Here is a 17,128-nt window from a genome sequence, read left to right on the forward strand (position 1 = left end):
CGGGGCGCCGGCCGGCCCCCCGGGGGGGCGGGCCCCCCCCCCGCCCGCCGCCCCCGGGTCGGGGGGTGGCGCCGGCGGGTCCCGCCGCCGGGGCCACTCACACGTACCGGGGTGTCCTGCTACGCGTCGCCGTCCCCGTCCCCGTCCCCGTCGGGGTCGAGGCCGACCTCCTCGCGGTCCTCCTCGGTGCGCTCCTCCAGCTCCTCCTCGTCGGGCCGGCGCGGCATCCCCCGGCCGTGGCCGGTGTCCGGGTCGCCCTCGACGGACTGGTTCGACTTGTGGTGGGACATCGCTTCCTCCTCGGCGGAACGGCGGACCTGCTCCTGCCTCCATCACCGCCCGCGCCCGGGCGCTCCGCAAGCCGACCGCCCACCGGGCGGGCCGGGGCTCAGCCGATCAGCGCGTACCGGCCGGCCTGCGGGCCGCCGTCCTCCGGGGGGCGGTCGGCGCCGGATTCCGGGGGGCGGGCGGGGCCGGGCTCCGGCCGCCCCCCGGCGAGTTCCCGGCGCAGGGCGTCGAGCCGGGCCAGCCGGGCGTCGAAGGAGGCGGCGGTGGCGGCGAGTTCCCGCTCCAGCCGGGCCCTGGTGCGGGCGATGCCGTCCAGCAGTTCCTGCCAGCGGTCGGGGCCCGGGGCCGGGTCAGGCGCGTCGGCGGTCGCTGTCATGGCGCAGCCGGTCGGTGCGGTGGGCGAGGTCGTCGAGGCGGTCGGCGAGGTCGGGGTGGGCGCTGCCCAGGTGGGTGCGCATGTCGGCGAGCGGCTCCACCAGGTCGGCGGCGTCGGCGGCGCCGAGCGCGGTGGCGAGCACGGCCTGCGCGGGCCGGGCCTCGGGGGCGAGCGCGGCGGCGGTGATCCGGGCCGCGAGGACGCGCAGCTCGGCGGCGTGCTCCTGGGCCCAGGCGCCGACGGCCCGTTCGGCGGCCCGGTGGTCGCGGACCGCCTTGACCCGCTCGGCACCCGTCGCCGGGGCGCCCGGGGCGGGGGCGGGCCGCAGCCGGAGGTAGCGGTTCTCGGCGGCCTGCCGGCTGGCCACGCCCATGGGGCGGGCGAGGTCGGCCCAGGTGGCGCCGGCCGCCCGGGCCTCCTCCACCAGGCCGGCCTCCCAGCCGGCCAGCTGGGTGCGCAGCTCGCGCAGCAGGACCAGCGCGGCGAGGGCCGGGGCGGAGCCCTCGGACCGCGCGTCGGCGGCGCCCGGGCGGGCCGGGTCGGCCTGCGGCGTCCGGGCGGTGCGGACCGCCTCGTCGATGGCCGCCAGGGCGGCCGCGGCGGCCAGGAAGGAGACGGGTCCGGCCTGGTCGGCGGGCCCGTCGCCGGTGTGCGGGGACTGCTGGCTCATGGCGTCACCGTAACAACGACACGGAGGCTTTGTCATCCGACGGATGACGTGCTAAACCTGTGTCAGGTGAAGCGCACTGGCACCCATTCGACTTGTGGAGGTGTTTCGCGATGCTGATGCGCACTGACCCGTTCCGCGAACTGGACCGGCTGACCCAGCAGTTCGTCGGCGGCACGTCGGGGACGTGGTCCCGGCCCGCGCCGATGCCCCTGGACGCCTACCGGGCCGGCGACGAGTACGTGGTCTGCTTCGACCTTCCCGGCGTGGCCCCGGAGGCGATCGACGTCGACGTCGAACGGAACATGCTGACGGTGAAGGCCGAGCGGCGGCCCCGCCCGCAGGGCCCGGACGTGAAGTGGGAGCTGTCGGAGCGCCCGCTGGGCGTCTTCTCCCGGCAGATCATGCTGTCCGACACCCTCGACCCGGAGGGCATCACCGCCGACTACGAGGCGGGCGTGCTGACGCTGCGCATCCCCGTCGCGGAGCGGGCCAAGCCCCGCAAGGTCGCCGTCACGCACAGCGGCGGCGCCAAGCAGATCCGCGCCTGACCGGCCGCGGGTCCGGGGCCGGCCCGCCCGGCACGGCCCCGGACCCCGCCGGTCCCGTCACGTCCCGCACGGCCCCGTTCCCGTCCGCACACCCGCGCCGCCCCGCCGACCGGCCGCCCGGGCGGCCCGACCCGGAAAGGCCCACTCCCATGACCCGACACCGCCGCCTCCTCCGGCTCGTCCGCGACACGGGCCGCTACCGCACCGACGAGGAGGCCGCCCGCGTCCTGACCGCCGTCCTCACCCACCTGGGCCCCCAGCTCTCCGGGGACGAGCGCCGCGACCTCGCCGCCGTCCTCCCCGAACGGGCCCGCGCCGTCCTGACCGCCCGGCTCCCGCTGCCCGCGCCGGTGAGCGCCCCCGCCTTCGTCGAGGCGGTCGCCGAAACGCTCGGCACCAGCCTGGCCGCCGCCCGCTGGGACGCCTCCAGCGTGCTCGTCACCCTCGCCGGGTCGGCCGGCTCCGGGCTCACCGCCCGCCTCCTGGCCCGTCTCCCGCGCGGCTACGCGCTGCTGTTCGGCCGCCCGGACCTGACCGTCGCCGCCTGAGCCCGCCGGCCCGGTCCCGCCCGCACCGCGCCGGGCGCGCACCGCCGTTCGCCCGTCCGCCTGCTGCCGCTCCCCGACCGACCCCCTGCCCCGAGGAAGGACGACTCCCGCGGCACAGCGCCGGACCGGTCCGCGCCCGGCCCGGCGCGGCCGCGGGTGTCAGGGGTGCTCCGCCAGGGCCTGCGGGAGGCGTTCGGCGACGCCGTCGGCGAGCCGCTCGAAGGCGGGGCGCAGGAAGGGGGCGGCGAGCCGGGCGGGGCCGTGGAAGCGGAGTTCGGCCCGGTAGACCAGCACCGTCCGGTCGGGGAAGGGGTGCAGCACCATGTCGTCGGTGGAGGTGACGGTGCGGTTGCGGCCGACGAACACCAGCCGGTGCTCCTCGTACCGTTCGAGGGTGTAGCGCAGCGTGGTCCGGCGGCCGCGGAAGCGGGAGACGTTGGTCCAGGCCGAGCCGACACCGATCGGGCCGGCGTCCGTCCTGGCGCAGCTCTCGGTGCCGGGGTCCCACTCGACCGCGTTGCCGAAGTCCGCCAGGTAGGCGAGGACTTCGGCGGCGGTGCGCCGGACGGTGATGCTGCGCTGGACGGTGACCATCTGCCCGCTCCTCCTTGGACGTGAAACGACCTCGTCGCCACGGGCGGTTCGTCACCGGACGCCGATCGGATGGGGAACGGATGGGGAACGGATGGGGAGCGGACGGGCGGCGGTGGTCGCGCGGGGAGGGGCCCGTAGGTGCCGACCCGTGGGCCCCGTCCCCGCGCCGTACGCGACGGCCGACCCCGGCGACGCGCACACCGGGCCTTCGCGGCGGGGCGGGCGGCGGATGGGCGGCCGCCGCCAGCTTCACCCGTTCGGAGGACAAGCGGCCCCGCACCCCGGCCGGACGGGTGAGCGGACTGGGCCGCACGGGTGGCCGGGACACCCCGACGGCCCGGCCACCGCGACCTGCGGGCGTCGGCGGAGCAGAGTACGTGTCGTTCGACCCGCGGAACGGCATCCGTACCCGCCGCAGCCCGTACCGGACCCGTGCACCGCCGGGGCGCAGGAGCGCCCCCGGAGCGCGCCGCCGGCCCGGGCACCCGAACGCACGGTGCCGCCCCGCCCGGGGCAGCACCCCGTCCGACACCAAGGAGTTCGACATGTCCGCCATCCGTACCTCCTTCGCCGCCCTGGCCCTGGCCGCCACCGCCGTGCTCGGCACCGCCGGAGTCGCCTCCGCCTCCGCGGGCGCCCAGGGCGTGGCCGCCGGCTCGCCCGGCGTCCTGTCCGGCAACCTGATCCAGATCCCCGTGCACATCCCGGTCAACGTGTGCGGCAACTCGCTGAACCTGATCGGCGCGCTGAACCCGGCGTTCGGCAACTCCTGCGCCAACGTGGGCTGACCTGCCCCGCGCGCCGCACGGCGGCCTCTCCCGCACCGGGAGGGGCCGCCGTCCGCCGTTCCGGGGACCCGGCCCGGTCACCCGTGGGCGGCGGGGTCGTGGGGTTCGGCGGAGAGCAGCCCGTCGGCGGCGCCGTCGAGCCGCCGCTGCGTCGCGGCGGAGCGCGGCAGCATGACGGCCTCGTAGGCGCGGACGGCCTCGGCGGGGGTGTCGTGGCGGGCCAGCGCGAGGGCGAGTTCGCAGGCGTCGAGCATGGCGAGGTTGACGCCGACGCCGAGCGGGGGCATCAGGTGCGCGGCGTCGCCGAGCAGGGTGGCGCTCGGGCTGGGCTCCCAGCGGTGCGGGACGGGCAGGGCGTGCAGCGGGCGCTCGACGTAGTGGCCGTCGTTGTCGGTGAGGAGCCGGCGCAGCCGCGGCGACCAGTGGCGGTAGCGCTCCAGCAGCAGGGCCCGGACGCCCTCGGTGTCCCCGGCGGTGAGCCCGGCGGCGGCGAGCCAGTCGGCGGGGACGCGCTGGACGGCGTACGCCCGGACGTGCCCGCCGCCGCCGCGCTGGACGTACAGGCCGCGTTCGCCGTCGGCCGCGGCGGCGCTGCCGGGGCCGACCAGGGCGGCGACCTCGGGGTGGCGGGTGTCGACGTCGTGGAACCAGGCTTCCAGGAAGGCGATCCCGGTGTACGCGGGGACCGCCGGGGAGAGCGCGCGGCGGACCGCGGACCACGCGCCGTCCGCGCCGATCACCAGGTCGGCCTCGGTGACGGTGCCGTCGGCGAAGCGCAGGCGGCGCGGCCCGTCGGCGGGCCCCTCGACGGTGCGCAGGGTGCGGCCCCACCGCACGGTGCCCGGGGCGAGCGAGTCGAGCAGCAGGTCGCGGAGCCGGCCGCGGTCGATCTCGGGCCTGCTGCGGTCGTCCGCGGCCGGGACGTGGTGGAAGACGGACTCCGCGGTGGAGGCGTCGAGTTGGCGCATCTCCTGGCCCTCGGGGCGGGCCAGTCGGAAGAACTCGTCGAGCAGTCCGGCCGCGCGCAGGGCGAGCTGCCCGTCGTCCTCGTGCAGGTCGAGCGTGCCGCCCTGGCCGCGGGCGTCGGGCCCGGGGTCGCGGTCGTGGACGGTGACGGCGATGCCGTGGCGCTGCAGTATCCGGGCGCAGGTCAGGCCGCCGGGGCCGGCGCCGACGACGGCGATCCGGGGGGCGGGGGTGGCGGGGGCCATGGGGGTGCTCCTTCGCGGGGCGGACGGGGCGGGTGCGCCCCGGGCCAGAAAAGCACAACGGTTCAATAAGTGCAACGAGTCAACTTTTGAATCAGCTCAACTCGGTGGGTAGACTGCCGCCATGTCCGAGACCCCGCCGCCTCCGCCACCCCCGCCCCTGCCCCCGAGTGCACCGCCCCCGCCCCCGCCTCCGCCGCCGGGGCGGCGCGAGCGCAAGAAGGCCGCCACCCGGCAGGCCATCGCCGACGCAGCGCTGCGCCTGTTCCTGGAGCGCGGCTACGACGAGGTCGGCATCCGGGAGATCGCGGACGCCGCGGACGTCTCCACCACCACGCTGTTCAAGCACTTCCCGGCCAAGGAGGCGCTGGTCTTCGACGAGGAGGCCGACCTGGAGGCGGTCCTGCTCGCCGCCGTCCGCGACCGGCCTGCGGGGCAGTCCGTCCCGGCCGCGCTGTGCGAGCACGCCCTGCGCCACCGCCGGGGCGCCACCGACGGCGACCCGCGCTTCGCGGCCTTCCTGGCCCTGGTGGACTCCACCCCCGCCCTGCGCGACCACCGCCAGGCCATGTGGCTGCGGCACACGGCCGCGCTGGCCGCCGTCGTCGCCGAGCAGAGCGGCCTGCCCGCGGACGACCCGGCCTGCACCGCGCTGGCCCACTTCGCCCTGGAGGCCCCCCGCGCCGCCGCGGCCCACCAGGACGTCCCCGCCGCCCTGGCCCGCGCCTTCGACCTGCTCGACCTCGGCTGGACCGCCCTCACCGCCCCCGCCGCGCCGAGGACCTGAGCCAGGCCGTCCCGGCCGACGCCCCTCGTCGACCCGCCACCGCGGGTCAGCCGCGGGGCACGGCCCGGTCGAGGAGGGCGAGGGCGGCTTCCAGGGAGGCGGGGCGGGCCGCGCCCGGGGGCGGGGCGGGGCGGTTCCAGCCCGGTCCCGCGGCGATCAGGAGGGGGCGGGTCCGGGAGCCCGCCGGGCCCCATTCGGCGGCGCCGATCCGGTGGGCGAGGCGCGGGTCGGCGGTCTCCCGGCTCTGCGACCAGAGCAGCACCGCGGACGGGCCGAGGCGCTCGACGGCGTCGACCAGGGCGCGCGGCGGCACCGCCGCGCCGAGCATCCGGTAGGGCAGACCGCGCGCGGCCATCGCGGCGGCCACCGCCTCCAGCGGGAGGGTGTGCTGCTCCCCCGGCAGCGCGGCCAGCAGGGCGGGCGGGCCGTCCCGGTGGGCGGCCGGGGCGACGGCGACGGCGCGCAGCGCGGCGGAGACGTGCCAGGACAGCAGGTGCTCGACCTCGACGTACTGCTCGCCGTCGGCCGCCCACTTGCGGCCGGCGGCGCGCAGCGCGGGCATCATCACCTCGGTCCAGGCCCGGACCGGGCCGAGCGCGTCCAGGGCGGCGCGCAGGATGTCGGCGACCTCGGGCCCGTCGAGCCGCAGCGCGGCCCGGGCCAGCCCCCGGCACTCCGGCCGGACCGCGCCGACCCGCATCGCCCGACTGCCGCCCGGCCCGCGACCGCCGGGGCCGGGGCCCGCGGCCCCCGTCGCACCGCCCGGGCCACCCGTCGCACCGCCCGCCGCCACGGGCGCTGCCCCGACCGCCGCGCGGGCGGCCCGGGCGGCCTCGGCCGGCGGGACGCCGCGCGCGGTGAGGCGGCACATGGCGTCGAGCAGGGCGATGTCCTCGGCGCTCCACCGGCGGTGCTGTCCGGGGTCGCGGTGCGCGGGGCCGATGCCGTAGCGGCGCTCCCAGGAACGGACCGTGGTGGGCGACACGCCGAGGTGCCGGGCCACCGCCCCGGTCGACACGCCCGGCCCGGGGTCGGCGCCGAGGGCGGTCGGGTCGGCCGGGCCCCCGTCGACGGACGGGAGCGGCGGGGCCCCGGGGCTCACCATCCCGTGGTCCCGGGTCCGCCCTTGAACGGGCCGACGACCTCGTCGGTGATCCAGCCGCCGTAGAAGTCGCCCGGCTGGGGGCGCACGGTCTCGCCGTCGACGGTGCAGGCGTCGACCCGGCCGGGGTAGAACGCCAGGTGGTCGCGGAGCGCCCGGTACTCGGGCAGCGGGTCCGGGTAGCTCCACGCGGCCCGGGGCGACTCGCGGTCGTCGGCGACCGCGTCCCAGTAGCGGGCCAGGCCCTTCCACTCGCAGAGCGAGCCGCCGTCGGCGGGCCGGAGCAGGGCGGTGTCGACGTCCTCCGGCGGGAGGTAGAACACCGGCGGGTGGCTGGTCTCCAGGACCCGCAGGGCGTTCCGGGTGGAGGCGAGCAGCCGCCCGGCGAAGCGCACCTCGACCAGGCGGCCGTCGGGGACGAGCGCGGGGGGCCGCGGGTAGTGCCACACCGATTCGGTCGCGCGGGCGGACTCCGTCATGGCTTCTGCACCTCCTGCGTGGGGGCCGGGCTCACTCGTCCTCGCCGAAGGCGGCGCGCAGGCGCAGCAGGCCGTCCCGGACCCGGCTCTTGACGGTGCCGAGCGGGACGCCGAGGACGGCGGCGATCCGGGTCTGCGAGTAGCCGGCGTAGTAGGCGAGCACCAGCGACTCGCGCTGGGCCTCGGTCAGTTCGGCCAGGGCGCGCCGGACCCGGGCCGCGTCCAGGGCGCGTTCGACCTGGTCGGCGACGGGTTCGGCGACCGGCCGGTCCTCCCGGACGACGCGCTGCTCGCGCTCGACCCGGGCCCGGACCGAGCGGACCCGGTCGACGGCGCGGCGGTGGGCGATGGTGCAGGCCCAGGCGGTGACCGAGCCGCGTTCGGGGCGGTAGGCGGGGGCGGAGCGCCAGATCTCCAGCAGCGCCTCCTGGGCCACCTCCTCGGCGTGCGAGGCGTCCCGGAGGACCTTCAGCGCGATGCCGAGCAGCACGGGCGCGAGCGCCTCGTACAGGTCCTCGTACGCTTCCCGGTCGCCCCGGGCGACCTGCTCCAGCAGGCTGCGCAGGGCCGCGGACCGCTCGGGTCCGGACGCGACGGGAACGGGCTGGTGCCGGGTGGTGTGCAGGGTGGCCGCCATGGTCACCACCGTCCGCTCCCGCGTCGCTTCCGGCCACTTGCATCGGTCGTGCATCGTTTCGCGCATCGCTTCGCACCGGTCGACGGGCGGGCGGGTGGCGGTCAGACCTTGGACGGCCGGGCGTGGCGGCTGCGCCAGTACGGGTTGTCGTGCGGGAGCTTGCTGCTGACCCGGCCGTACATGCCGAAGGTGGCGATCAGGAACCCCATCACGAAGCTGAAGATCACGTTGGGGATGCGGAACGCCAGCACGTTGGCCCCGGAGTCCAGCAGGGCCAGGTTGACGAAGCCGCTGAGCACGAACAGCCAGCCCACCACGATGTTGATCGTCGAGGCGGTGTTGCCCCCGATCACGGCGCCGGCGATCAGGACCGCCGCGGTGAGGATCGAGACCAGGCTGAGCAGGCCGTTGCTGGACAGCCCGGCCACGTTCTCGCCGTTCGTGCTGAAGAACGCCAGCCCGTCGGTCGCGCCGAGCAGGCCGAACACCAGCAGGACCACGCCGCACAGGCCGGCGCCGTACCGGTAGACCCGGGCGAGGCGGTGGTCGACGGGAAGTTCGTCGCGAAGGTCCATGACGGTCCCTCCTCCGGTCGGGGAGGCGGGCGCCTCCGCCTCCCACCGTCCGCCCGCACCGGGGCCGCCCGGCACTCGCAGCGTTCCCGCAGCGTTCGGCACCGGCCGGGCCTCCCATCCGCCGGGGCGGCCCGGTCCGAATCCGCATCGGAGCGGTACCGGACGAGGAGGAAGAGGAGGAACACGTGGGCACGGACGTGGACGTCGTGGTGGTGGGCGCGGGGCTCGCCGGGCTGGCCTGCGCGCTGGACGTGGCGGCGGCGGGGCGGCGGGTGCGGCTGCTGGAGGCGTCCGACGCGGTGGGCGGGCGGATGCGGACCGACGAGCGGGAGGGCTTCCGGCTGGACCGCGGGTTCCAGGTGTTCAACACCTCGTACCCGCAGGTGCGGCGGCGCTTCGACCTGGCGGCGCTGCGGCTGCGCCCGTTCACGCCGGGCTTCCTGCTGGCGGGCCCGGGCGGGCGCCGCCGGGTCGCCGATCCGACCCGGCGGCCCGGCCTGGCGGGCGACCTGCTGGCCGGGCGGGTGCTGCCGCCCCGGGACGCGGCGGTGCTCGGGGCGCTCGGCCTGCGGGACGGGCTGCTCCCGGCGGCGGTGCTGCGGCACGGCCGGGAGGCGCCGACGGCGGCGGCGCTGCGCCGGGCGGGCGTGTCGGCGGCCACCGTGGACGGGGTGCTGCGGCCGTTCCTGTCCGGGGTCTTCCTGGAGGACGCGCTGACCACCTCGGCGCGGGTGTTCCACCTGTACTGGCGCAGCATGATCCGGGGCACGCTCGCCCTCCCGGCAGCGGGCGTCGGGGCGGTCCCGGCCGCGCTGGCCGCGCGGCTCCCGCCGGGGGCGCTGGAGCTGGGCCGGCGGGTGGCGGAGGTCCGGGAGGGCGGGGTGGTGCTGGCGGACGGCCGGGAGGTGGCGGCGCGCGCCGTGGTGGTGGCGGCGGACCCGGTGGCGGCCGGGGCGCTGCTGCCGGGCCTGCGGGTGCCGGAGGGCCGGGCGGTGACGACGTTCTACCACGCGGCGGAGCGCAGCCCGCTGGCCGAACCGACCCTGCTGGTGGACGGCGAGCGGCGGGTGCTGAACTCGGTGGTGCTGTCGGAGGTGGTGCCGTGGTGCGCGCCGCCGGGCCTGTCGCTGGTCTCCACCTCGGTGCTCGGCACCGGGGCGGCGGAGGGCGGGGTGCGCGCCCGGCTGGCGGAGCTGTACGGGTGCGACACCTCGGGCTGGCAGGCGCTGGCCGCGTACCGCATCCCGTACGCCCTTCCCTCGATGCCCGCCCCGCACCCGCTGACCCGGACCTCCCGGCACGCCCCGGGGCGGTACGTCTGCGGCGACCACCGGACCACCGGCTCCGTCCAGGGCGCGCTGGCCTCGGGCGCGCGGGCCGCCCGCGAGCTCCTCGCCGACCTGGCCGCCGACCGGGCGGGTCGCGGGTCGTCGTAACGGCGGGGTCAGAGCGCGAAGGTGACCCGGATGCGCTTGCCGCCGGCCGGCAGCGGCTCGACCTGGCAGGTCGCCACGAGGGCCTGGACGATCGCCCAGCCGCGGCCGCCCGGGGCGGCCGGGTCGGGGCCGGGGAGCGGCCGGCCGACGGGGTGGCGGTCGTCGCCGTCCTCGACCTCGATCACCAGCCGGGTGCCGTCGGGGCCGAGCCGGGCGTCGAAGCGGGTCAGGCCGCCGCCGTGGCGCAGCGCGTTGGCGACCAGTTCGGTGACGGCGAGCTGGGCGTCGGCGAGCACCCGGCCGCCGGGGTGTCCGGCGTCGCCCAGCAGGCGGGCGACGGCGGCCCTCGCCTGTCCGGCCGTCCGCACCGGGGGGTGGGCCGGCGGGACGGGAGCTGCGGGGGACGGCGGCCGGGCGTCGTGCGGCATGAACGTCCTCGCATCGTCTGCGGCGCGGTAGGGGTCGGCCTGGGCGGCCGACCGGAGGGGGTTGGGGTTCGTGTGCCCCCGTGGGGACGGATGATGCGGCGCTATCGGCCGCGGGTCACTCCGCTCCGGCACGGTGCGGGCTCCGGCACGCCGGGTCGGCGGCGGCCGCCGCGGCCCGCGGCAGGCTGTCGACGACGGTGAAGTAGCCGTCGGTGGCGGTGATCTCCAGCAGGCGGCGGACGGCGGGCGAGAGCGGTCCGAGCAGCACCAGGCCGCCGCCGGCGGCCTCGGCCCGCTGCTGGGCCAGGACCAGGGTCCGCAGCGTCGAGGAGTCGGCGAAGGTGACCGCCGAGACGTCCAGGACCAGGGTCCGGGCCCCGTCGGTCAGGGCCGCGTCGACGGCCTCGGCGAGTTCCCGCTCGCGGGCGAAGTCGAGCTCGCCGTGCAAGCGGAGCACGGCCGGGCCGGGCGGTTTGCCGGGGCCTTGCGGGGTGTCCTTCATGCCGGTCATGGTAGGCCCTCCGTTCCCGATCTTGTCGCGGCGCGGTGCTTGGGCGGGCCCGGAGCGGGCAGTCGGAAGGTCCGCGACCCGCGACAATGGGCGGGTGGGAGAAGCACGGGACGGCGTGCGAGGGAGGTGCCCGGTGGCGGGTGGTCAGGGCGACGGGGCGGGGCGCGGCGTGTTCGGCGCGGACCCGGTGGTCGGTGCCGACCTGGCCCGGGTGGACTGGGCCGCGACCCCGCCGGGCGAGCCGGAGCGGTGGCCGCAGAGCCTGCGCTCGGCGGTGGACACCGTACTGTCCTCGCGGTTCTCGATGTGGATGGCCTGGGGCCCGGAGCTGACCTTCTTCTGCAACGCGGCGTACCGGCGCGACACGCTGGGCGACAAGTACCCGTGGGCGCTCGGCCGGCCGTTCCGCGAGGTGTGGGCGGAGGTCTGGGACGACGCCCGGCCGCGGATCGAGCACGTGCTCGCCGGGGGCGGGGCCACCTGGGACGAGGCGCTGCTGCTGTGGCTGGAGCGCTCCGGCTACCGGGAGGAGACGTACCACACCTTCTCCTACAGCCCGCTGCGCGACGAGGCCGACGCGGTGGTGGGCGTGCTGTGCGTGGTCAGCGAGGACACCCAGCGGGTGGTCGCGGAGCGCCGGATGGCGACCCTGCGCGACCTGGGCTCGGACCCGGGCGCGGTGCGCACCGAGCACGAGTTCCTGGCCTTCGGCGCCCGGCAGCTCGGCCGCAACCCGTACGACCTGCCCTTCACCCTGACCTACCTGTTCGACGAGCGGGGCGGCGCGCGGCTGGCCGCCTCCTCGGGCGTCCCGGACGGCCACCCGGCGGTGCCCGCCCGGGCGGCGGAGGACGGGCCGTGGCCGGTCGCGGCGGCCCGGGCCGGGGAGGCCCGGACGCTGTCGCTGGACGGCCCGGTGTTCGCCGGGCTGCCGTGCGGCGCCTGGACGGAGCCGCCCCGGCAGGCCCGGGTGGTGCCGCTGCTCTCGCCCGGTGGGGGCGGCCCGTCCGGCTTCCTGGTGGTCGGCCTGAACCGGCACCGGCCCGCCGACGACGGCCAGCTCGGCTTCGTCGAGCTGATCGCGGGCCGGCTGGCGGCCGGGATCGCCAGTGCCCGCGGCCACGAGGCGCAGCAGCGCCGGGCCGAGCAGCTCGCCGAGCTGGACCGGGCGAAGACCGCGTTCTTCTCCAACATCAGCCACGAGTTCCGCACCCCGCTGGCGCTGATCGCGGGCCCCGCCGAGGGGCTGCGGCAGCGGCTCGCGGAGGCCGGGCCGGCCGGACCGCCGGGGCTGGACGCGGCGGCCCTCGCGGACGCCCGGGAGGACGCCGAGACCGTCCACCGCAACGCGCTGCGGCTCGGGCGGCTGGTCAACACGCTGCTGGACTTCTCCCGGATCGAGGCGGGCCGGATGCGGGCCCGCCCGGTGCCGGTCGACCTGGCGCGGGTGACGGCCGAGCTGGCGTCGGTGTTCCGCTCCGCCCTGCAGCGGGCCGGGCTGCGGCTGGAGGTGGACTGCCCGCCGCTGTCCGCCCCGGTGCTGGTCGACCCGTCGCTGTGGGAGAAGGTGCTCTTCAACCTGCTCGGCAACGCCCTGAAGTTCACCTTCGAGGGCGCGGTCCGGGTCCGGGTCCGCGAGCGGGGCGGGCGGGCGCTGGTCTCGGTCGAGGACACCGGGGTCGGCATCGCGGCCGAGGAGCTGCCGCACGTCTTCGACCGCTTCCACCGGGTGGAGAACGGCCGGGCGCGCTCGCACGAGGGCAGCGGCATCGGGCTGGCCCTGGTCCGGGAGCTGGTCGACCTGCACGGCGGCACGATCGAGGTCTCCTCCGTCCCGGACCGGGGCACCGTCTTCACCGTCGCCCTGCCGCTGGCCCCCGGCCGCACCGCGTCCCCGGCCGGGCCGGTCGGGGACGCCGAGCCGTTCCTCCAGGAGGCGCTGCGCTGGGACGGCCCGGCCGCAGACGCGGCCGGCTCGCCCGCGGCCGACTCCTCCGCCACCGACTCCCCCGCCACCGACTCCCCCGCCACGGCGGACACCGGCGCCGGGCACGTGCTGGTCGCCGACGACAACGCCGACCTGCGCGACTACCTGTCCCGGGTGCTGCGCGGCGCCGGGCACCGGGTGACGGCCGTCGGGGACGGCGGGCAGGCCCTGGCCGCCGTCCGGGCCGCGGCCCCCGACCTGGTGATCAGCGACGTGATGATGCCGGGCACGGACGGGCTGGAGCTGGTCGCGGCGCTGCGCGCCGACCCGCGCACGGCGGCCCTGCCGGTGTTGCTGCTGTCCGCCCGGGCGGGCCGCGACGACGCGATCGACGGCTTCGAGTCGGGGGCGGACGACTACCTGGTGAAGCCGTTCGCCGCCGCCGAGCTGCTCTCCCGGGTCCGTTCGGCGCTCCGGCTGGCCCGGCTGCGCGAGCAGCACGCCCGCTGGCAGGGCGCGCTGATCGACTCCCTCCAGGACGCGTTCTTCGTCTGCGACGCGGACGGGACGGTGCTGCGGACCAACGCGGCGTTCACCGAGCTGCTCGGCCACGGCCCCGAGGGGCTGCCGTACCGGCCCGCGCACCCGTGGTGGCCCGATCCGGCGGCCGACCCGGACGGGCACCGGCTGGCCGCCGACGCCCTGGCCGTGCTGACCGGCGCCGAGCAGGGCAGCTTCACCGTTCCCGCCGTCCACCGCGACGGCCGGCGGCTGCGGCTGCACGGCACCTTCCACCGCGCCCAGGACCCGGCGACCGGGCGGACCGTCACCGTCGGCACCTTCCGGGACGTCACCGCCGAGTACTACGCCGGGCGGCGCGAGAGCGCCCTCGCCGCGCTCACCGAGTGCCTGGCCGGGGCGGGCGGCGCGCAGGAGGCGCTGGACCGCGCCCTGGACGTGCTGCGCGACCTGTGGCGCGCCGAGCGGGTGGCGGCGGTCCGGTTCGACCGCGACAGCGGGCCGCCCGCGGTCACCGGGCCGGGAGCCGACCCGGCCGGGCCGGACGGGCTGGAGCGGGCCGCGCTGCGCGCGGTCGCCGCCGGGCCCGGCCTCACGCCCGTCCCGTCCGCCACCGGCGCCGCCATCCGGCTGGACCACCCCGACGGGCCGCTCGTCCTGGTGGTCGAGCTGGGCGGCGGGCGGCCCTTCACCGCGGAGGACGGGCTGCTGCTGACCCTGCTGGCCGGGCGGCTCGCCGAGGGCCTGGCCCGGGCGCACCGGGCCGACGGGGAGCGGGCGACCGCGCTCGCCCTGCAGCGCGCCCTGCTCGGTCCGGCGCGGCTGCCGGCGGGCTTCGCCGTCCACTACGAGCCGGCCACCCCGCCGCTGGAGGTCGGCGGCGACTGGTACGACACGGTGCCGCTGCCGGACGGGCGGATCGGGCTGGTGCTGGGCGACTGCGTCGGGCGCGGGCTGCCCGCCGCCGCCGTGATGGGCCAGCTCCGCAGCGCCTGCCGGGCCCTGCTGCTCCGGGACCCGGAGCCGGCCCGGGTGCTGGGCGCGCTGGACGCGTTCGCCGCGACGGTGCCGGGGGCGGTCTGCACCACGGTCTTCTGCGCCGTCCTGGACCCGGTCACCGGGGAGCTGCGGCACTCCAGCGCGGGCCACCCGCCGGGCGTCCTGGTCGGGCCGGACGGCGGAGTGTCGCTGCTGGAGGGCGGGCGTTCGCTGCCGCTGGCGGTCCGCCCCGGGGAGCCGCGCCCGGAGGCCGTCCGCGTGCTGCCGGCCGGCTCCGTCCTGCTGCTGTACACCGACGGCCTGGTCGAGCGGCGCCGCACCGGCATCAGCACCGGCATCGCCGCCGCCGGCCGGGCCGTCGTGGACGCCCTGGGCCGGCCGACCGCCGAACTGCCCGCGCACGTGGTGCGGGCGCTGCGCCCGGCCGAGGGCTACGAGGACGACGTGGCGGTCCTGCTGCACCGCCGCCCGGACTGACGGCGGGTCAGGCGAACGGGCCCTCGGTGGTGAAGCGGCGCAGGCCGCGGGCGAAGGCGGCGGCCTCGCCGGGGGGCCAGTCGGCGAGGCTGTCGTCGATCAACCCGGCCAGGCGGCGGCGCAGTTCGGCGACGGCCCGCTCGCCGGGGCCGGTGAGGACGAGGAGCTGGGCGCGGCGGTCGGCGGGGTCCGGTTCGCGGCGGACCAGGCCGGCCTCCTCCAGGCGGCTCGCCCGCCGGGTGACGCCGGAGCGGTCCAGGCCGACCTCGGGGCCGAGGTCGGCGGCGCTGCGCGGGCCGGTGCGGGCGAGGGCGCTCAGCACGGGGTAGGTCAGCTCGTCCAGGGCGGGGCCCATGCCCTCGGTCAGCCGGCCGTGCAGGCGGGCGCGGGTGGTGCGGCGGAGCAGGACGCCGAGCGCGTCGGCGATCTCGGGGCCCGCATCGTTCTCCATTCCCCCACCCTAGCGTGCGCGCCGCACGCTCCCCCGGCCTTTTTTGCGTGCGCTGCGCACGCACATGGGCTAGGGTCGAGAAGAAGCGTGCGGAGCGCACGCACTTATCGAAGGATGTCCGCCATGACCCGCACCGGCATCGAGGCCGCGCTCACCGACCTGCTGCTCACCCCCGGCCTCCCGCTCGCCGAGGCCGCCGACCGGCACTTCGCCCCCGACTACCGCCAGCGCACCGACGGCGGTTGGGCCGACCGCGACGAGTTCCTCGCCCACATCGCCCACCTGCGCACCCTGGTCGCCGACGGCCGGGTCGAGGTCCACGAGGAACTCCGCGACGGCGCCCGCTACGCCGACCGCCACACCGTCCACCTCACCAAGACCGACGGCTCCGCCGTCAGCATGGAGGTCTACGTCTTCGCCGACCTCGCCCCGGACGGCCGCTTCCGCCGGATCGAGGAGACCACCCTGCTGCTCGCCGGCGCCGCCGCCGACCGCGACCTGGGCAGCGCCCGCTGAACCGGTGCCCTAGGAGTCCAGCACGCCCACCGCGTGGGCGATCACCAGCAGGGAGGTGATCAGCGCCGCGATGCTCTCCACCGCCATCAGCGCCTTGGCCCGGGTGGAGAGCGGCATGGTGTCGGTGGGACTGAACGCCGTGGAGTTGGTCACCGAGACGTACAGGTAGTCCATCAGGGTGGGCACCCAGTCGCTGGCGCGGCTGGACCCGTCGGCGACCTCCTCGACGGCGTCGTCGTTCTCGTCCTGGGAGAACCGGAAGTCGGCGAGCGGCAGTTCGGAGCGGTCGGCCTGGGTGCGCACCACCGGGCCGCCGCGGTCCAGCTCCCAGAACGCGAGGCCGAACACGATGATGCCGGTCGCCCAGACCTGCAGCGCGGCCAGCAGCAGCGAACCGCCGTCGCCGGCCCGCTCGGTGACCATGGCGTCGATCAGCAGTCCGAGCGCCACCAGGTTGCTGACGCCGATCAGGGCGACCAGGACCAGCGAGAGCGTCCGGGAGAGCCGGTTCTGCCGGGTCATCCGGCGCGGGTTGACGGCGATCAGCGGGACCAGCAGCAGCAGTTCCAGCGCCGGCAGCACGAAGCGCGGCCCCACCAGCAGCCGCTCCGGCAGCGCCACGTACAGCAGCACGGCCGCCAGCACGGCCAGCACGGCGGGCAGCCGGGCCTCCCCGCGCCGCCCGTGCCGCGGGAAGGCGTGCAGTGCCTTCGCCCGGTGCGCGTTCAGGGGCTGTTCCCCGGTGTCCATGCGGCGGCCTCCCGTTCGGTGCGATCACCTGCCTCCCCGCCTGCCCCGCCCGGGCCCGCCCACGCATCGCCCCGCGCGGGCCCGGCCGGCGGCTGACCGGTGTGGCCCGGCGGGTTCGGGGTAGCCGCCCGGGGACCTTGACCGACGATCGAGAGGAGTCCGCGATGACCACCCAGGACGGCAAGGACCGCGCCGCCGAGGACGCGCCCGGGGAGAGCGTCCGCGAACGCTCGGCCGAGGAGCGCGAGATCACCGCGCCCACGCCCGCCGACGTCCGGGCGAAGGCCGAGGACGACGACGAGGAGGCGCCCCCGGCGGCCGACGCCGTCGCGCCCTGAGCATCCGACCGACGGAAAGGCCCGGCCCCGACGAGGGGCCGGGCCTTTCCGCTGTCCTCCCGGCGGGCCCCCCCCGGGGGGGGGGGGGGGGCGCCCCCCCGCGGGGGGGGGGGCCCCCCCCGCGCGGGGGGGGGGGGGCGCCCGCCCCCGCCCCGCGGGGGGGGGGGGCGCGCGCG

General features: G+C 78.0%; 21 protein-coding genes. 8 read left to right on the top strand and 13 right to left on the bottom strand.

The window, feature by feature from the left end; genetic code table 11:
- Positions 1 to 119 precede the first annotated feature (119 nt).
- The 3 genes from ACIQBJ_RS01315 to ACIQBJ_RS01325 all read right to left on the bottom strand — a co-directional run bounded on the left by ACIQBJ_RS01315 (position 120) and on the right by ACIQBJ_RS01325 (position 1,334).
- Positions 120 to 290 (bottom strand): hypothetical protein, encoded by a 171-nt coding sequence (locus ACIQBJ_RS01315; RefSeq protein ID WP_400701476.1) that lies wholly within the window; start codon positions 288 to 290, stop codon positions 120 to 122.
- Between the two features lie 98 nt (positions 291 to 388).
- Positions 389 to 664, bottom strand: coding sequence for a hypothetical protein (locus ACIQBJ_RS01320; protein WP_400701478.1), 276 nt, complete (start codon positions 662 to 664; stop codon positions 389 to 391).
- Positions 639 to 1,334, bottom strand: coding sequence for a type III effector protein (locus ACIQBJ_RS01325; protein ID WP_400701481.1), 696 nt, complete (start codon positions 1,332 to 1,334; stop codon positions 639 to 641). The genes ACIQBJ_RS01320 and ACIQBJ_RS01325 overlap by 26 nt, the downstream gene beginning before the upstream one ends.
- Positions 1,335 to 1,444: 110 nt before the next feature.
- Here ACIQBJ_RS01325 and ACIQBJ_RS01330 point away from each other — a divergent pair, with 110 nt between their 5' ends.
- A complete protein-coding gene (locus ACIQBJ_RS01330) occupies positions 1,445 to 1,882 on the top strand; it encodes an Hsp20/alpha crystallin family protein (RefSeq protein ID WP_400701484.1) in 438 nt (145 codons plus the stop codon).
- A gap of 149 nt (positions 1,883 to 2,031) precedes the next feature.
- The gene (locus ACIQBJ_RS01335) at positions 2,032 to 2,430 is read left to right on the top strand and encodes a DUF2267 domain-containing protein (protein ID WP_400701487.1); all 399 of its coding nucleotides are present in this window, start codon (positions 2,032 to 2,034) and stop codon (positions 2,428 to 2,430) included.
- A gap of 159 nt (positions 2,431 to 2,589) precedes the next feature.
- On the opposite strand, the gene ACIQBJ_RS01340 is transcribed toward ACIQBJ_RS01335, so the two are convergent.
- Positions 2,590 to 3,024: an SRPBCC family protein gene (locus ACIQBJ_RS01340; RefSeq protein WP_400701490.1), complete on the bottom strand. Its 435-nt coding sequence runs from the start codon at positions 3,022 to 3,024 to the stop codon at positions 2,590 to 2,592.
- A 545-nt stretch (positions 3,025 to 3,569) separates the two neighbouring features.
- On the opposite strand from ACIQBJ_RS01340, the gene ACIQBJ_RS01345 reads away from it, so the two are divergent.
- Complete coding sequence (locus tag ACIQBJ_RS01345) at positions 3,570 to 3,812, top strand: chaplin (protein WP_400701493.1); 243 nt, start codon at positions 3,570 to 3,572, stop codon at positions 3,810 to 3,812.
- Between the two features lie 77 nt (positions 3,813 to 3,889).
- On the opposite strand, the gene ACIQBJ_RS01350 is transcribed toward ACIQBJ_RS01345, so the two are convergent.
- On the bottom strand, positions 3,890 to 5,023 hold the full coding sequence (locus ACIQBJ_RS01350; protein ID WP_400701496.1) for an FAD-dependent oxidoreductase: 1,134 nt from the start codon (positions 5,021 to 5,023) through the stop codon (positions 3,890 to 3,892).
- A 121-nt stretch (positions 5,024 to 5,144) separates the two neighbouring features.
- Between ACIQBJ_RS01350 and ACIQBJ_RS01355 the strand changes: the two genes are divergently transcribed.
- Positions 5,145 to 5,807: a TetR/AcrR family transcriptional regulator gene (locus ACIQBJ_RS01355; protein ID WP_400701499.1), complete on the top strand. Its 663-nt coding sequence runs from the start codon at positions 5,145 to 5,147 to the stop codon at positions 5,805 to 5,807.
- Positions 5,808 to 5,853: 46 nt separating this feature from the next.
- Here ACIQBJ_RS01355 and ACIQBJ_RS01360 read toward each other — a convergent pair whose 3' ends face one another.
- From ACIQBJ_RS01360 to ACIQBJ_RS01375, 4 genes are all read right to left on the bottom strand, one after another.
- On the bottom strand, positions 5,854 to 6,912 hold the full coding sequence (locus ACIQBJ_RS01360; protein WP_400701502.1) for a MerR family transcriptional regulator: 1,059 nt from the start codon (positions 6,910 to 6,912) through the stop codon (positions 5,854 to 5,856).
- Positions 6,906 to 7,388, bottom strand: coding sequence for a DUF427 domain-containing protein (locus ACIQBJ_RS01365; protein WP_400701505.1), 483 nt, complete (start codon positions 7,386 to 7,388; stop codon positions 6,906 to 6,908). The genes ACIQBJ_RS01360 and ACIQBJ_RS01365 overlap by 7 nt, the downstream gene beginning before the upstream one ends.
- Before the next feature lie 31 nt (positions 7,389 to 7,419).
- Entirely contained in the window at positions 7,420 to 8,025 is a 606-nt protein-coding gene (locus ACIQBJ_RS01370; protein WP_400701508.1) for a sigma-70 family RNA polymerase sigma factor, read from the bottom strand.
- 101 nt (positions 8,026 to 8,126) lie between these two features.
- Entirely contained in the window at positions 8,127 to 8,600 is a 474-nt protein-coding gene (locus ACIQBJ_RS01375) for a DUF4383 domain-containing protein (RefSeq protein WP_400701511.1), read from the bottom strand.
- A 185-nt stretch (positions 8,601 to 8,785) separates the two neighbouring features.
- Between ACIQBJ_RS01375 and ACIQBJ_RS01380 the strand changes: the two genes are divergently transcribed.
- Entirely contained in the window at positions 8,786 to 10,036 is a 1,251-nt protein-coding gene (locus tag ACIQBJ_RS01380; protein ID WP_400701514.1) for an NAD(P)/FAD-dependent oxidoreductase, read from the top strand.
- 8 nt (positions 10,037 to 10,044) lie between these two features.
- Here ACIQBJ_RS01380 and ACIQBJ_RS01385 read toward each other — a convergent pair whose 3' ends face one another.
- Both ACIQBJ_RS01385 and ACIQBJ_RS01390 read right to left on the bottom strand, forming a co-directional pair.
- The gene (locus tag ACIQBJ_RS01385; RefSeq protein WP_400701517.1) at positions 10,045 to 10,464 is read right to left on the bottom strand and encodes an ATP-binding protein; all 420 of its coding nucleotides are present in this window, start codon (positions 10,462 to 10,464) and stop codon (positions 10,045 to 10,047) included.
- A 115-nt stretch (positions 10,465 to 10,579) separates the two neighbouring features.
- On the bottom strand, positions 10,580 to 10,966 hold the full coding sequence (locus ACIQBJ_RS01390; protein WP_400701520.1) for an STAS domain-containing protein: 387 nt from the start codon (positions 10,964 to 10,966) through the stop codon (positions 10,580 to 10,582).
- Between the two features lie 313 nt (positions 10,967 to 11,279).
- On the opposite strand from ACIQBJ_RS01390, the gene ACIQBJ_RS01395 reads away from it, so the two are divergent.
- Complete coding sequence (locus tag ACIQBJ_RS01395; protein WP_400703436.1) at positions 11,280 to 14,897, top strand: SpoIIE family protein phosphatase; 3,618 nt, start codon at positions 11,280 to 11,282, stop codon at positions 14,895 to 14,897.
- Positions 14,898 to 14,904: 7 nt separating this feature from the next.
- Here the strand turns inward: ACIQBJ_RS01395 and ACIQBJ_RS01400 are convergent, their stop codons facing one another.
- Positions 14,905 to 15,348, bottom strand: coding sequence for a MarR family winged helix-turn-helix transcriptional regulator (locus tag ACIQBJ_RS01400; RefSeq protein WP_400701523.1), 444 nt, complete (start codon positions 15,346 to 15,348; stop codon positions 14,905 to 14,907).
- 123 nt (positions 15,349 to 15,471) lie between these two features.
- On the opposite strand from ACIQBJ_RS01400, the gene ACIQBJ_RS01405 reads away from it, so the two are divergent.
- Positions 15,472 to 15,864, top strand: a complete 393-nt coding sequence (locus ACIQBJ_RS01405; protein ID WP_400701526.1) for a nuclear transport factor 2 family protein — start codon at positions 15,472 to 15,474, stop codon at positions 15,862 to 15,864.
- Positions 15,865 to 15,873: 9 nt separating this feature from the next.
- Here ACIQBJ_RS01405 and ACIQBJ_RS01410 read toward each other — a convergent pair whose 3' ends face one another.
- Complete coding sequence (locus ACIQBJ_RS01410; protein ID WP_400701529.1) at positions 15,874 to 16,614, bottom strand: hypothetical protein; 741 nt, start codon at positions 16,612 to 16,614, stop codon at positions 15,874 to 15,876.
- Positions 16,615 to 16,778: 164 nt separating this feature from the next.
- Between ACIQBJ_RS01410 and ACIQBJ_RS01415 the strand changes: the two genes are divergently transcribed.
- Complete coding sequence (locus ACIQBJ_RS01415) at positions 16,779 to 16,952, top strand: hypothetical protein (protein WP_400701532.1); 174 nt, start codon at positions 16,779 to 16,781, stop codon at positions 16,950 to 16,952.
- The last annotated feature ends 176 nt before the right edge of the window (positions 16,953 to 17,128 follow it).

It is taken from the genome of Kitasatospora sp. NPDC088391 (assembly GCF_044753345.1).
GTDB lineage: Bacteria > Actinomycetota > Actinomycetes > Streptomycetales > Streptomycetaceae > Kitasatospora.